Genomic DNA, 12,404 nt, shown 5'->3' with positions numbered 1-12,404 from the left:
CGCGGGGGGGGGGGGGGGGGGGGGGGGGGGGGGGGGGCGGGGGGGCGGGGGGGCGGGGGGGGGGGGGGGGGGGGGGGGGGGGGGGCCCGGGGACCCCCCCCCCGCCCCGACATGTTGGGCCCCGCGACTTCCGACGAAACCCCTGTTGAGAGGCGTGTCGAGCCGCCTGCCAGGGGTCGGAAGCGGCCAAAGCTGGTGGGGGTACGGCCTGTTGCGGCCACGTAAAGGCGCATGTGATCGCGGGCATATGCCGTGCGCCGGGCCGTACGGCGCGATCTTCTTTCGGACAACGATTCGAGGCGTTGCTGACAAGCGCGCTCTCCGCTGAAACGATTCGGGGAAGCGCCCTTTACGTGGGGCGCCTCCCTGTACACAGCAATTTCTGACGGCATTTCCGGCATTCGGCACCCGCCGCACCCCGCAGGCGCCGCACCCCGCGCGGGCCGCCGCCGCGCCCGTACATACACGGCACGGGCAGCGTCGCCCGGCCCGTACACCGTAGGGGCCCCACGGCACGGACCACTTCGCATGCCACTTCGCACGGGCGCCATCGCACCTCTCCTCGCCGGGCGGCACATCCAGCCGCCCGGTCCCGTTCCAGCCGGCCGCCCCCGGGCGCCCGGACCGAAGGAGCACCAGGAGTGTCGAACACCCCCCGTCCCATCCCCCGCCCTTTTTCTCCCCGGACCCGTAGCGCGGCGACCGCCGCCCTCGCCCTGGCCGCGCTGGTCGTCACCGCGCTGCCCGCCTCGGCCGCGCCCGCCGCGCCGCCGGAGCGCTCCGGAGCGATAGCCGCCGAGCCCAGACCCGGGGCCAGGAACGTGGCCCTCACCCCCGCGCGGCGCGCGAAGCTCCTCAAGGCCGCGGGGACCGCGACCGAGGGCACCGCACGCGCCCTCAAGCTGGGGTCCGAGGAGAAACTGATCCCGAAGGACGTCATCCAGGACGCCGACGGCACCGTCCACACCCGCTATGAGCGCACGTACGCCGGACTCCCGGTCCTCGGCGGCGACCTGGTCGTCCACAAGAAGCCCGGGGGTCCGGAAGCGGCCCTCACGGTCACCCGGTCGCTGGACGCGCCCCTCTCCGTACCGACGACGAAGGCCACCGTCCCCGCCGCCGAGGCGCGGAAGTCGTCCCTGAAGGCCGCCACCGACGCGGGCACCGGGAAGGCCGCCCCCGACGGCGCGCCGCGCCAGGTGATCTGGGCGAAGGACGGGGCGTCCACGCTGGCGTGGGAGTCCGTCGTGCGGGGCGTACGGGAGGACGGGGGCCCCACCGAACTCCATGTCGTCACCGACGCGAGGAGCGGCAAGAAGCTCCAGGAGTTCGACCGGGTCCAGGCGGGCATCGGACATGGCCGGTTCAGCGGCGAGGTCGCGATCGGCACCGTACGCAACGGCGACGTCTACGAACTGACCGACTCACAGCGCGGCGGCCACCGGACGTACGACCTGAACGGCGCCACCTCCGGCGACGGCACCCTCGTCACCAGCCCCGACGACGTGTGGGGCGACACGACCGTGGCCAACCGGCAGACGGCGGCCGTCGACGCGGCGTACGGCGCCCAGGTCACCTACGACTTCTACCACGACCAGTTCGGCCGCGACGGCATCGCGGGCGACGGAGTCGGCGCCTCCTCCCGCGTCCACTACGGCAACCAGGTCGTCAACGCCTACTGGGACGACGACTGCTTCTGCATGCTGTACGGCGACGGCGCGGGCAACGCCAACCCGCTGACCGCGCTCGACGTCGCCGCGCACGAGATGACGCACGGGGTCACCTCCGCCACCGCCGACCTGTACTACTACAACGGCGAGTCCGGCGGGCTGAACGAGGGCAGCAGCGACATCATGGCCGCCGCCGTGGAGTTCTTCGCGGACAATCCCCTCGACGTGCCCGACTACGAGGTCGGCGAGCGCATCGACATCAACGGCGACGGCACGCCGCTGCGGTACATGGACCAGCCCTCCAAGGACGGCATCTCCCAGGACTACTGGAGCCCCCGCACCGAAGGTCTCGACCCGCACTTCTCCTCCGGCGTGGCGAACCACTTCTTCTACCTCCTCGCGGAGGGCAGCGGGAAGAAGACGATCAACGGGCACGACTACGACAGCCCGACCTACGACGGCCTCTCCGTCCCCGGCCTGGGCCTGCACAACGCCTTCACCGTCTGGTACCGGGCGCTGACCCTCTACATGACGAGCACGACGGACTACGCGGGCGCTCGCGCCGCCACCCTCCGGGCCGCCGAGGACCTGTACGGCCGCTCCAGCGAGGCGTACGAGGCGGTCGGCAACACCTGGGCGGCCGTCAACGTCGGCAGCCGGTTCGTGGACCACATCGCCCTGACACCGCCGTCCGCCCAGCGGTCGGCCGTGGGCCAGCCGGCCTCGCTCACCGTCGAGGCGGCGACGAGCCGCCCGGGCGGACTCACGTACCGCGCCGAGGGCCTGCCCGCCGGGCTGACGATCGACTCCGGTACGGGCGTGGTCTCCGGCAGCCCGACGGAGGCGGGCGACTTCACCGCCGGGATCACCGTCAGCGCGGCGGACGGCGACGGGACGACGGTGGCCGTCCCGTGGACGGTGCTCGCCTCCGGGGGTGACTTCTTCGTCAACCCGGGCCGGGTCGCCATCCCGGACGGCGGTGGCCCGGCCGCCGAGTCCCCGATCGTGGTCACGGGCCGCGAGGGCAACGCCCCCGCCGATCTCGCGGTGACGGTCGACATCGTCCACACCTGGCGCGGCGACCTGGAGATCGACCTGGTCGGCTCGGACGGCTCGGTGCACCGCCTGAAGAACAGCGCGAGTTCCGACTCGGCGGACGATGTCCACGCGACGTACACGGTGGACGCGTCGGCGATCACGGCGAACGGCACCTGGAAGCTGCGGGTGAGGGACGTCTACCAGGCGGACACGGGTCACATCGACAGTTGGGCGCTGAAGTTCACGAGCTGACGGCGGCGCACAAGCCCACGTAACGCCCCCCCGCAACCACGAAGTCCCCGCCCGCCCGCTCGCCCGCCCGCCGCGACGGACGGGCGGGGACGAGGCCCGGAAGGGTCAGCACATCTTGTAGTCGACCTTGGTGGAGTTGTACGAGCAGGAGTCCGCCTTGGTGCCGTTCGCCTTCTTCAGTGTCGCGGTGTCCTTGTCGTTGTTCCACACGTAGGCCGCGCGGTTCTGGTAGCGGTTGGCGGCCGTGTCCTTCCCCTTGCCGGTGCGTACGGTCACCGTCTTGCCCTTGCCGAGGCTGTACGTACCGAAGACGTACTTGTGGTTCGACGCGTCGACGAGAGTCCAGCCCTTCAGGGAGACCGGCTTCGACGTCGTGTTCCTGATCTGCACGTACTCGGCGTTCAGGGACGCGTTGGAGCGGCTGTCCGTGCCCGGCGAGTCGTAATAGATCTTGTACAGGTGTACGGAGCCGGCCGCGGCCTGTGCCTGCGTCGGCAGCAGGACGACCCCGGCGGCGACCACCAGGGCGGCGGCGGTGAGCGTGCGGATGCGGCGCATGAGCAATCCCCCATTGATCCAGGCCGGGCACCCCCCAATGGCAGCCCGGCAGACGCACAGACTATGTCCGCCCACCCGCTGTGGTGTGTTTTTCAGGAAATCAGAGATACGCCATGCCTGGGACCCCTGCTACCTCAACCACGTCGACCCGGGCTACCTGGACCGCTGGAGCCTGACGTTCTGACGCACGTACGGTGTTGGACGAGTCGAGTCCGAACTCCCCACCCGGCACCGCGAATCCCTGGAGCAGGACCAGGGGATGACGACCTGAGGCTCCGCCTCGCGTTGCGCCCCAGGGGTGATGACGACAGCCGCGCCGGAACGGCGAGGGCCTGCCCCGCAGGTGCCCTCATCGGCCCAGGAGGGCCCGCGACCTCGTCACTCTGCCGTCCGCCCGAGTGGCGCCCCGACTCGCGGGAGCCCTCGGCTCAGGGCCACACCAAGCAGTAAGGCTGATGCCCCGCCTCATGCAGCCGGTGGCTGAAGTCCTGCCACTCGTGCAGCAGTTGGTAGACGTTGTACGCGTCCTTCGGGCCGCCCCGGTCCGGGACCGTCGACCAGATGAAGGCCGCCGCGCCCACCGATTCCTCGCCGATGCCGCGGAGTGGGTCCACCACCGTCATCGGGAGTTTCACGACCGCGTAGTCCGGGTGCAGGACGACCAGTTCGAGCGGGGGGACCTTGTGCAGGGGCATGCCCTGAATGCCCGTCAGGACCATCGCCGCTATCGTCTCGGGCTTGATCTTGGAGAACATGCCGCCCATGCCCAGCTCGTCGCCGCCCAGTTCCTCCGGGCGCATCGAGATGGGGACGCGGGCTGCCGTGGCTCCGTCGGGCGCGCCGAAGTATCTGTAGGTCACCCCCACCCGGCCACCACTCCTGATTTCCGGAGCTTCCTCGCGCGCCTCGCGCTCGTGGCGCTCGCCGCGCCGGTGTTTCCCTCGCCGGGCAGGCTCGGGACCCAGGTCGTCTGTACCCTCGCCCAGTCCGCCACCGCGATGCATATCTCCACCCGACCACTCGCAGCCCCGGCCGCGCAACCCGATCATCGTGACAGTGACCTCCCCCACGGACGTCCGGTGAAACACCTGTCCGCAGATACGTCGAAGCCTCTGGCGCCATGGATTGGGTGAGCTTCCCCTATGACGCCCCAGCATCATGTAGTTGGGGTAGCGTCAGAGTGTGAGTCGGACACTGGAACTACACGATGCTGGGGTTACCGCCGAGCAGTTCGTAGCTGTTCAGCGGGTAGCCGCAGGTTACACCCGCCAGTCAAAGGTCAAGGGAGACAAATCGGAGGCCAGTCCTCAGGTGCAGGACGAGGTCACCGAGAAGAAGGCCCACGAGAGGGGCTGCTCATTCAAGGGACATTACCGCGATATTGGTGTGTCCGGATACAATCCGAATGCCAAGCGTAAGAGCTTCGATCGCTTGATGGATGATTGTCGCGACGGATTGATTCAAGAGATCGTCGTGTTCAACGTGACCCGGTTCTCTCGCCGCGAACCTAAGGACATGATTCCGGTAGTCCTGGAACTGTTCTCCCTTGGCGTCACCATCACATCGGTGGCTGAGGGCACGTTCACGCCTGGCAGCACCATGGAACTCATGATGCTGATCTGGCGGTTGGAGGCGGCGTATCAGGACAGTAAGAACAAGAGCGATGCCGTCGGTGGAGCAAAGCGTAAGGCCAAGCAGTTCGGTGGCTGGATCGGCGGTACTCCTCCGTATGGCATGGAGAGCTACTCCGTACCCGAGACCCGGATCATCGACGGTAAGCCGGTGACCATCACCATCCGACTTCTCCGTCCGGTGCCGAAGAATGAGGACGGAACTGATCAGGGCAGTGAAGCTCTGCGCCTGGTGGACCGGATCTTCCAGCACAAAGACAAGCCGTGGGACGGGAAGAAGAACGCGCATCCCGCATCGGTCAACTCGTGCACCACGTGGCTCAACCAACGCAACGTCGAATCGCAGCACGGTGGACTCTGGCGCGTGCCGACGGTCAAGCGGCTCCTGACCGATCCGCGGTTGGCAGGTTTCGCCGCCGAAACTGTCTATAAGACAGACAGGGACGGTAACCCCACCCGAACCATCGACGGGTACCGGATCCTCTGCGACGAGAACGGGGACCCCATCGTCATCGGTGAGGCTCTTATCCCCGCTCCTCGTTGGTTCGAGCTACAGGAATGGATCTCCGGGCGGGGGCGCGGTAAAGGGCTCACCCGGGGCGAGTACCTTCTCACCGCTATGGAGCGGCTGGAATGCGAGTGCGGGCGTCCCATGACGGGGTCCCCTCGCATCTACAAGTGTTGCCGGCCGTCGGGTGTGGTGGAGCCGGATGAACACGAAGGCGGTAACACCATCAATCAAGCCGACGTGGATCGGTACGTAGCGCGGAAGATCCTTGACGTGATCCTGGACGGAGAGGGGCGTCCCGAGACGCTGCCTGTCATCGCGGAGGCAACGCTTCGATTCGGCAAGCTGTCGGAGAACCCCGGGACTCGCGGGGAGCGAGCATCCCTCGTCGGAGAGAGGTCGGCGATCACGAAGTCCATTGAGCGTCTGTACGACGATCTCAACAGCGGAATCTACGAGGGACCGATCGGGCGCGCGCGGTTCCTTGACGAGAAGCAGCAGTGGGAAAACCGGCTGGATGCCATCGGGCGCCGCATCATCGAGGTGGGTGGCCCCGAGCTTCCGAGGCTGCCTGTCGAGGAGTGGGCATCCGCTGATGGGGACGACCCGACCGGCGAGGACTCGTGGTGGGGGCGGGCGACGGTTGCCGACCGTCGTACGTTGGTGCGGCTCTTCGTAGACAAGATCGTCGTCACCAAGGCCACGTACCGGGGCGGTACGGCACGCGTGTGCAGGGTGGAGGAGCGCGTCACGGTGACCATGGCGGCTCCTCGGCGGGACGAGGAAGAGCAGGCAGCCTGACCCGCGCGGCACAGAGCCTCGTCGACGGGCGAATTCCTGGGCGTTGCGACAAAAGTGGATCAACTGGCTGTGGCCAGGGGATTGGCGAGGCGCTCGGTTGGGATTTCCCGGCCGAGCGTCTGCGCGGGCGGCTGTTGAGTTCGGCGGTGAGGGCGTCCAGGTGCTCCCGGGGGTGGACGGCGAGGCTGGTGCCCTTGGGAAAGAGCTGCTGCCGCAGGCTGTTGGTGTTTTCGTTGGAGCCGCGCTGCCAGGGACCGCCGCAGGTGGGGCGGGAGCGTCTTGGCGTTTCGACGAGGGCGTCGCGGGTGCTGCCCGCGCTGTGATCGACGGGCGGAAGGTTCGGCATGTGGTGATCGCGGACTCGCCGGCTTTGCCGATGATGAGGTCGTTTTCCGCAGGGCCCGGGACCGCTCGGTCGGCGGCTTCGGCTGGACTGGGGTAGGGCGACGAGCCCTGGAACTCAGACGACCACTGGAACGCAAGGGAGGGTGGCCGGGTCTTCTGCGCATCCTGTCCTACGCTGGACGGGCCCACACGCCCGCAGTCAGGGGAACCACAGGTCATGAGCAAACTACCTTATCAATACGACGCTCCCGTTTCGCAGACACTCTTTGACCGTGCGGCCCTCGTGACGCCCGGAGGCGTGAACTCTCCTGTCCGCGCCTTCCGCGCGGTGGGGGGTACGCCCCGGTTCATGGTGTCCGGTAACGGTCCATACCTCATCGATGCGGACGGTCGTGAATATGTCGACCTCGTATGTTCCTGGGGGCCGATGATCCTCGGACATTCCCACCCGGAGGTGATCGCGGCCGTGCGGGCGGCGGTCGCGCGGGGTACCTCCTTCGGTACGCCCGGTGAGGGTGAGGTCGCGCTCGCCGAGGAGATCGTGGCCCGGGTCGCGCCCGTCGAGCAGGTGCGGCTCGTGTCCTCCGGTACGGAGGCGACCATGTCGGCCATCCGGCTCGCCCGTGGGTTCACCGGGCGGGCGAAGGTCGTGAAGTTCGCCGGCTGCTACCACGGGCACGTCGACGCGCTCCTCGCCGCCGCCGGCTCCGGGGTCGCGACGTTCGGGCTGCCGGACACCCCGGGGGTGACCGGCGCGCAGGCCGGGGACACGATCGTCCTGCCGTACAACGACCTCGACGCCGTGCGCCGGGCCTTCGCCGCGCACCCCGGGGAGATCGCGTGTGTGATCACCGAGGCGTCGCCGGGCAACATGGGCGTCGTACCGCCGCGTGACGGGTTCAACGCCGGGCTCAAGGAGATCTGCGCCGCCGACGGCGCGCTGTACATCTCCGACGAGGTGATGACCGGATTCCGAACGTCCAAGGCCGGCTGGTACGGCGTCGACGGCGTCGCGCCCGACCTGATGACCTTCGGCAAGGTCATGGGCGGCGGCTTCCCCGCCGCCGCGTTCGGCGGTCGCGCCGAGGTCATGGGGCGGCTCGCCCCCGCCGGGCCCGTCTACCAGGCCGGCACGCTCTCCGGGAACCCGGTCGCCACCGCCGCCGGCCTCGCGCAGCTCCGGCTGCTCGACGCCGCGGCCTACGAGAAGGTCGACGCGGTCTCCGCGCAGATCCAGGGGCTCGTGACGGAGGCGCTGAACAAGGAGGGCGTCGCCCACCGGGTGCAGACGGCGAGCAACATGTTCTCCGTCTTCTTCACGGCCGACGAGGTACGTGACTACGAGGGGGCCAAGCGGCAGGAGTCCTTCCGCTTCACCCCCTTCTTCCACTCGATGCTCGCCGACGGCGTCTATCTGCCGCCGTCGTCCTTCGAGTCCTGGTTCGTCTCCACCGCCCACGACGAGCGGGCCGTCGAGCGGATCGCCGCCGCGCTGCCCGCCGCCGCGCGCGCCGCAGCCGAAGCCACGGACCCCGACCCCCAGCCGGAGAGTGCCGCATGAGTCAGCGTGCAGGGAAGAGCGAGAGGAGCGGCGCGGTGAGCGGCGAGGAGATCACGGTCGTCCATCTGATGCGCCACGGGGAGGTGCACAACCCGGACGGTGTGCTGTACGGGAGACGCCCCGGCTACCACCTCTCGGAGCTGGGGCGCCGCATGGCCGACCGGGTCGCCGAGCACCTGGCGGAGCGCGACATCACCCATGTCGTCTCCTCCCCGCTGGAGCGCGCGCAGGAGACCGCCGCCCCGATCGCCAAGACGCACGGGCTGGCCCTCGACACCGACGGCCGGCTGATCGAGGCCGCGAACGTCTTCGAGGGCAAGACCTTCGGCGTCGGCGACGGCGCGCTGCGCCGGCCGGCCAACTGGAAGTACCTCACCAACCCTTTCCAGCCGTCGTGGGGCGAGCCGTACGTCGACCAGGTCGTCCGGATGATGGGCGCGCTGACCACGGCGCGGGACGCGGCCCGGGGTCATGAGGCCGTCTGTGTCAGCCATCAGTTGCCGATCTGGATCGTGCGCAGCTTCGTCGAGCGGCGCAGGCTCTGGCACGACCCGCGGCGCCGGCAGTGCACCCTCGCCTCCCTGACGAGCTTCACCTATCAGGGCGACAAGATCGTCTCGGTCGGCTATTCCGAGCCGGCCCGCGATCTCGTACCGCCGCACCTGCTCGCGGGTGCCAGGCCGGTGAAGGGCGGGGCGAAGGCGTTCGGGGCCTGAGGCCCCGGGTCGGCTTCCCGTCCGGGTCCGGATGGCGGTCGGCCTCCGGCTCCGATCCGGTTCCCGTCCAGGTCCGGACCGGCTCGGGCCGGCCTCAGCGGCTGAGGTCGTGATTGTCACAGTCACTGTTACGTACGAAAAAGTGTGACAAGTTTAGGAACCTTCGCGTTCGGTAGCAGCTCCTATGGGTTGCCGCTTGTAAGACTTTATGAGCGGCGTACATACGGACGAACGAGCGCGGATGGGATCTGTAATGCGCCACATGAGTCGGAGGAGTCTGCTCGGAGCCGGAATGGGGGCCGCCGCCGCGATGGGTGTCGCGGCCTGTTCAACCGGTCACGCGTCGCAGGGGAGCGGCACGGGCAAGGCCGGCGGCGGGAACGCGAACGGGCGTCCCGCGGCCAGGGACGTCAGGCTCATCGGGGACGGTTCCACCTCCGACACCGGGAAGCAGCCCCACCAGCCGGGCGCGCCGGTGCCGCTGGAGCCCGGCCAGACCCCGCCGCAGTTCGTGGTCTTCTCCTGGGACGGGGCGGGCGAGGTCGGCAACGGCCTCTTCCCGCGCTTCCTGGAACTCGCCAAGGACCACGGCGCGGCGATGACCTTCTTCCTCTCCGGGCTCTATCTGCTGCCCGAGTCGAAGAAGACGCTCTACCGCCCTCCGAACAATCCGGTCGGCGCCTCCGACATCGGATATCTCACCGACCCGCACATAAAGGACACCCTCAAGAACGTCCGCCAGGCGTGGCTGGACGGTCATGAGATCGGCACCCACTTCAACGGGCACTTCTGCGGCGGCACCGGAACCGTCGGCAACTGGACCCCGGAGCAGTGGCGCAACGAGATCGACCAGGCCGTCTCCTTCGTCACCCAGTGGCGTACGAACACCGGCTGGACCGATCTCGACCCGCTGCCCTTCGACTACCACAAGGAACTGATCGGCGGCCGTACGCCGTGTCTCCTCGGCCAGGAGAACCTGCTGCCGACGGCGCGGAAACTGGGCTGGCGGTACGACGCCAGCTCGCCCGGCGGCACCCAGGTCTGGCCGGACAAGCTCGGGGGGATCTGGAACTTCCCGCTACAGGCCGTGCCCTTCCCCGGGCATTCCTTCGAAGTCCTCTCCATGGACTACAACATGCTCGCCAACCAGTCGAAGAACTCGACCAACGGAATGACCTCCCGCTATCCGGAATGGCGCAAGCAGGCGGCCGAGGCATATCTCGCCGGATTCAACCGCGCGTACGAGACGAATCGCGCGCCGTTCTTCATCGGGAACCACTTCGAGCAGTGGAACGGCGGCATCTACATGGACGCCGTGGAAGAGGCCCTGAAGGGCATGGCGGAGAAGAAGGACGTACGGCTGGTGTCGTTCCGCCAGTTCACCGACTGGCTCGACGTACAGGACCCGGCCGTACTCGACCAGCTCCGTACCCTCGGCGTCGGACAGCAGCCGTCCGGTGGCTGGAACACGTTCCTGAAGACGGCCGGGGCCTCCACCGGAGCCTCCACCCGTCGCTGAGAGAGCGGCGGCGGGGACAGGGGAGGGCCCCCGCCCCGCCCCCAGCCGTCGGCGGAACCTTTACTTCGGGCTTTACGGGCATGAAGGGGGGTGCCCAAGATCCTCGAATCGCCCATGCGAAACTTTTCACATGAACTCAGGCCGCGCCCCACGACGCCGTTCTGACCGCCGGCTCCGCACTGTCCTTCCCGTCGTCGCCGTCGCGTCGGCGATGACACTCACGGCCTGCGGCAGCGGCGGCCAGTCCGGCGGCGGCGGTGACACCAACTTCGTGACGAACACCGGCGGCATCTCCACGGTCGCGGCGGGGGACCGTCAGCCGATCAACAAGATCGCGGGGGAGACCCTCGAAGGCGAGCAGCTCGACGTGGCCGATCTCAAGGGCAAGGTCGTCGTGCTGAACGTCTGGGGATCGTGGTGCCCGCCCTGCCGCGCCGAGGCGCCGCACTTCGCGAAGGTCGCCAAGGAGACCGTGTCGGACGGCGTGGCCTTCGTCGGGCTCAACACCCGGGACCCCAACAAGGGCCCCGCCCTCGCCTTCGAGAAGGACTACGGCGTCGGCTACCCGAGCCTGTACGACCCGACGGGCAAGCTCATCGTCAGCGGCTTCCCCAAGGGCAGCCTGAATCCGCAGTCCATCCCCTCCACGATCGTGCTCGACCGGGACGGGAAGGTCGCGGCGCGCTCACTGATGGCGCTCAACGAGGAAAAACTGCGGAAGATGATCGACCCGCTGATCGCGGAGAAGTGATCCCGTGCAGTTTCCCCAGGCAGACACCCTCGCCCAGGCCCAGTTCCTCGCCGAGGCGACCGGCAGGAACGAGACCGTCTTCAGCGGGGCGCTGCTGATCGCCCTGCCGATCGCGCTGCTGGCCGGGCTGGTCTCCTTCTTCTCCCCGTGCGTGCTGCCGCTCGTACCCGGTTACCTCTCGTATGTCACCGGCGTCAGCGGCACCGATCTGGCGGACGCCCGGCGCGGCCGGATGCTCGCCGGTGCCTCGCTCTTCGTCCTCGGATTCACCGCCGTCTTCGTCTCGGGCGGGGCGCTCTTCGGCTACTTCGGCAGCACGCTCCAGGAGTACCGGGGGGTCCTCTCCAAGGTGCTCGGCGTGCTCATGATCCTCATGGGCGTGTTCTTCATGGGGCTGATGCCCTGGCTCACGCAGCGCGAATTCCGCTTCCACCGGCGTCCGATGACCGGCCTCGCGAGCGCCCCCCTGCTGGGCGCGCTCTTCGGGATCGGCTGGACGCCCTGCCTCGGTCCGACGTTCTCCTCCGTCAACGCGCTGGCGTTCGAACAGGCGAGCGCCGGCCGCGGGGCCATACTGACCGTCGCGTACTGCCTGGGTCTCGGTGTGCCGTTCGTGCTGGGCGCGGTGGCGTTCCGCAAGGCGCTCGGCGCCTTCTCCTGGATAAAGCGCCACTACACCTGGGTGATGCGGATCGGCGGCGGGATGATGATCGCGACCGGTCTGCTGCTGCTGACCGGTGCGTGGGACAGCATCGTGCAGGCGACGCAGACCTGGTCCAACGGCTTCACGGTGGGGATCTAGTTCCATGAGCAAGGCGTCCACGAGCGGGAAATCCATGAGCGACACCGAGACCGACAGCAGTACCGGGACCGAGACCGGGAGCGGTACCGACGCAGGTACGGACAGCGGTACCGACGCCGGTACGGACACCCGTACCGGCGCCGGTACCGACAGCGGCACCAGCACCCGTACCGCTACCGACCCTGACAGCGCGGCCTCCGCCGACGCCCGCGAGCTCGGCGCCGCCGGCTCCCAGCTCTCCACCGCCCCCCG

General features: G+C 68.7%; 9 protein-coding genes and 2 pseudogenes. 8 read left to right on the top strand and 3 right to left on the bottom strand.

Annotation, left to right across the window (positions count from 1 at the left end; translation table 11 throughout):
* Window positions 1-641: 641 nt before the first annotated feature.
* Window positions 642-2,960 (top strand): M4 family metallopeptidase, encoded by a 2,319-nt coding sequence (locus ACIQ7D_RS34200; protein WP_403944548.1) that lies wholly within the window; start codon window positions 642-644, stop codon window positions 2,958-2,960.
* Between the two features lie 105 nt (window positions 2,961-3,065).
* Here ACIQ7D_RS34200 and ACIQ7D_RS34195 read toward each other — a convergent pair whose 3' ends face one another.
* A complete protein-coding gene (locus tag ACIQ7D_RS34195) occupies window positions 3,066-3,518 on the bottom strand; it encodes a lamin tail domain-containing protein (protein ID WP_403944546.1) in 453 nt (150 codons plus the stop codon).
* A 428-nt stretch (window positions 3,519-3,946) separates the two neighbouring features.
* Window positions 3,947-4,522 (bottom strand): hypothetical protein, encoded by a 576-nt coding sequence (locus ACIQ7D_RS34190; protein ID WP_403944626.1) that lies wholly within the window; start codon window positions 4,520-4,522, stop codon window positions 3,947-3,949.
* 178 nt (window positions 4,523-4,700) lie between these two features.
* On the opposite strand from ACIQ7D_RS34190, the gene ACIQ7D_RS34185 reads away from it, so the two are divergent.
* On the top strand, window positions 4,701-6,458 hold the full coding sequence (locus ACIQ7D_RS34185) for a recombinase family protein (protein ID WP_403944543.1): 1,758 nt from the start codon (window positions 4,701-4,703) through the stop codon (window positions 6,456-6,458).
* A 59-nt stretch (window positions 6,459-6,517) separates the two neighbouring features.
* Here the strand turns inward: ACIQ7D_RS34185 and ACIQ7D_RS34180 are convergent.
* Window positions 6,518-6,890 (bottom strand): annotated as a pseudogene (locus tag ACIQ7D_RS34180) (transposase); the annotation flags it as partial.
* Window positions 6,891-7,020: 130 nt separating this feature from the next.
* On the opposite strand from ACIQ7D_RS34180, the gene hemL reads away from it, so the two are divergent.
* From hemL to ACIQ7D_RS34150, 6 genes and pseudogenes are all read left to right on the top strand, one after another.
* Entirely contained in the window at window positions 7,021-8,364 is a 1,344-nt protein-coding gene (gene hemL / locus ACIQ7D_RS34175) for a glutamate-1-semialdehyde 2,1-aminomutase (RefSeq protein WP_403944540.1), read from the top strand.
* The gene (locus ACIQ7D_RS34170; RefSeq protein WP_403944538.1) at window positions 8,361-9,080 is read left to right on the top strand and encodes a histidine phosphatase family protein; all 720 of its coding nucleotides are present in this window, start codon (window positions 8,361-8,363) and stop codon (window positions 9,078-9,080) included. Before hemL ends, ACIQ7D_RS34170 begins: the two co-directional genes overlap by 4 nt.
* Window positions 9,081-9,333: 253 nt before the next feature.
* Entirely contained in the window at window positions 9,334-10,599 is a 1,266-nt protein-coding gene (locus tag ACIQ7D_RS34165) for a hypothetical protein (RefSeq protein ID WP_403944535.1), read from the top strand.
* Between the two features lie 130 nt (window positions 10,600-10,729).
* A complete protein-coding gene (locus tag ACIQ7D_RS34160) occupies window positions 10,730-11,350 on the top strand; it encodes a TlpA family protein disulfide reductase (protein ID WP_403944533.1) in 621 nt (206 codons plus the stop codon).
* Window positions 11,351-11,354: 4 nt separating this feature from the next.
* Entirely contained in the window at window positions 11,355-12,152 is a 798-nt protein-coding gene (locus ACIQ7D_RS34155; RefSeq protein ID WP_403944531.1) for a cytochrome c biogenesis CcdA family protein, read from the top strand.
* 34 nt (window positions 12,153-12,186) lie between these two features.
* A pseudogene (locus ACIQ7D_RS34150) lies at window positions 12,187-12,404 on the top strand (cytochrome c biogenesis protein ResB); the annotation flags it as partial.

This window comes from Streptomyces sp. NPDC096310, from assembly GCF_044763125.1.
In the GTDB taxonomy this organism is placed as follows: domain Bacteria; phylum Actinomycetota; class Actinomycetes; order Streptomycetales; family Streptomycetaceae; genus Streptomyces.
This window is presented reverse-complemented; position numbering and strand designations above follow the sequence as displayed.

What these genes read in the sequence shown, in the direction of transcription:
- ACIQ7D_RS34170 (WP_403944538.1), top strand. Translation starts at nt 8,361, where the DNA reads ATGAGTCAGCGTGCAGGGAAGAGCGAGAGGAGCGGCGCGGTGAGCGGC.
- ACIQ7D_RS34160 (WP_403944533.1), top strand. Translation starts at nt 10,730, where the DNA reads ATGAACTCAGGCCGCGCCCCACGACGCCGTTCTGACCGCCGGCTCCGC.
- ACIQ7D_RS34165 (WP_403944535.1), top strand. Translation starts at nt 9,334, where the DNA reads ATGCGCCACATGAGTCGGAGGAGTCTGCTCGGAGCCGGAATGGGGGCC.
- ACIQ7D_RS34190 (WP_403944626.1), bottom strand. Translation starts at nt 4,522, where the DNA reads ATGCATCGCGGTGGCGGACTGGGCGAGGGTACAGACGACCTGGGTCCC.
- ACIQ7D_RS34195 (WP_403944546.1), bottom strand. Translation starts at nt 3,518, where the DNA reads ATGCGCCGCATCCGCACGCTCACCGCCGCCGCCCTGGTGGTCGCCGCC.
- hemL (WP_403944540.1), top strand. Translation starts at nt 7,021, where the DNA reads ATGAGCAAACTACCTTATCAATACGACGCTCCCGTTTCGCAGACACTC.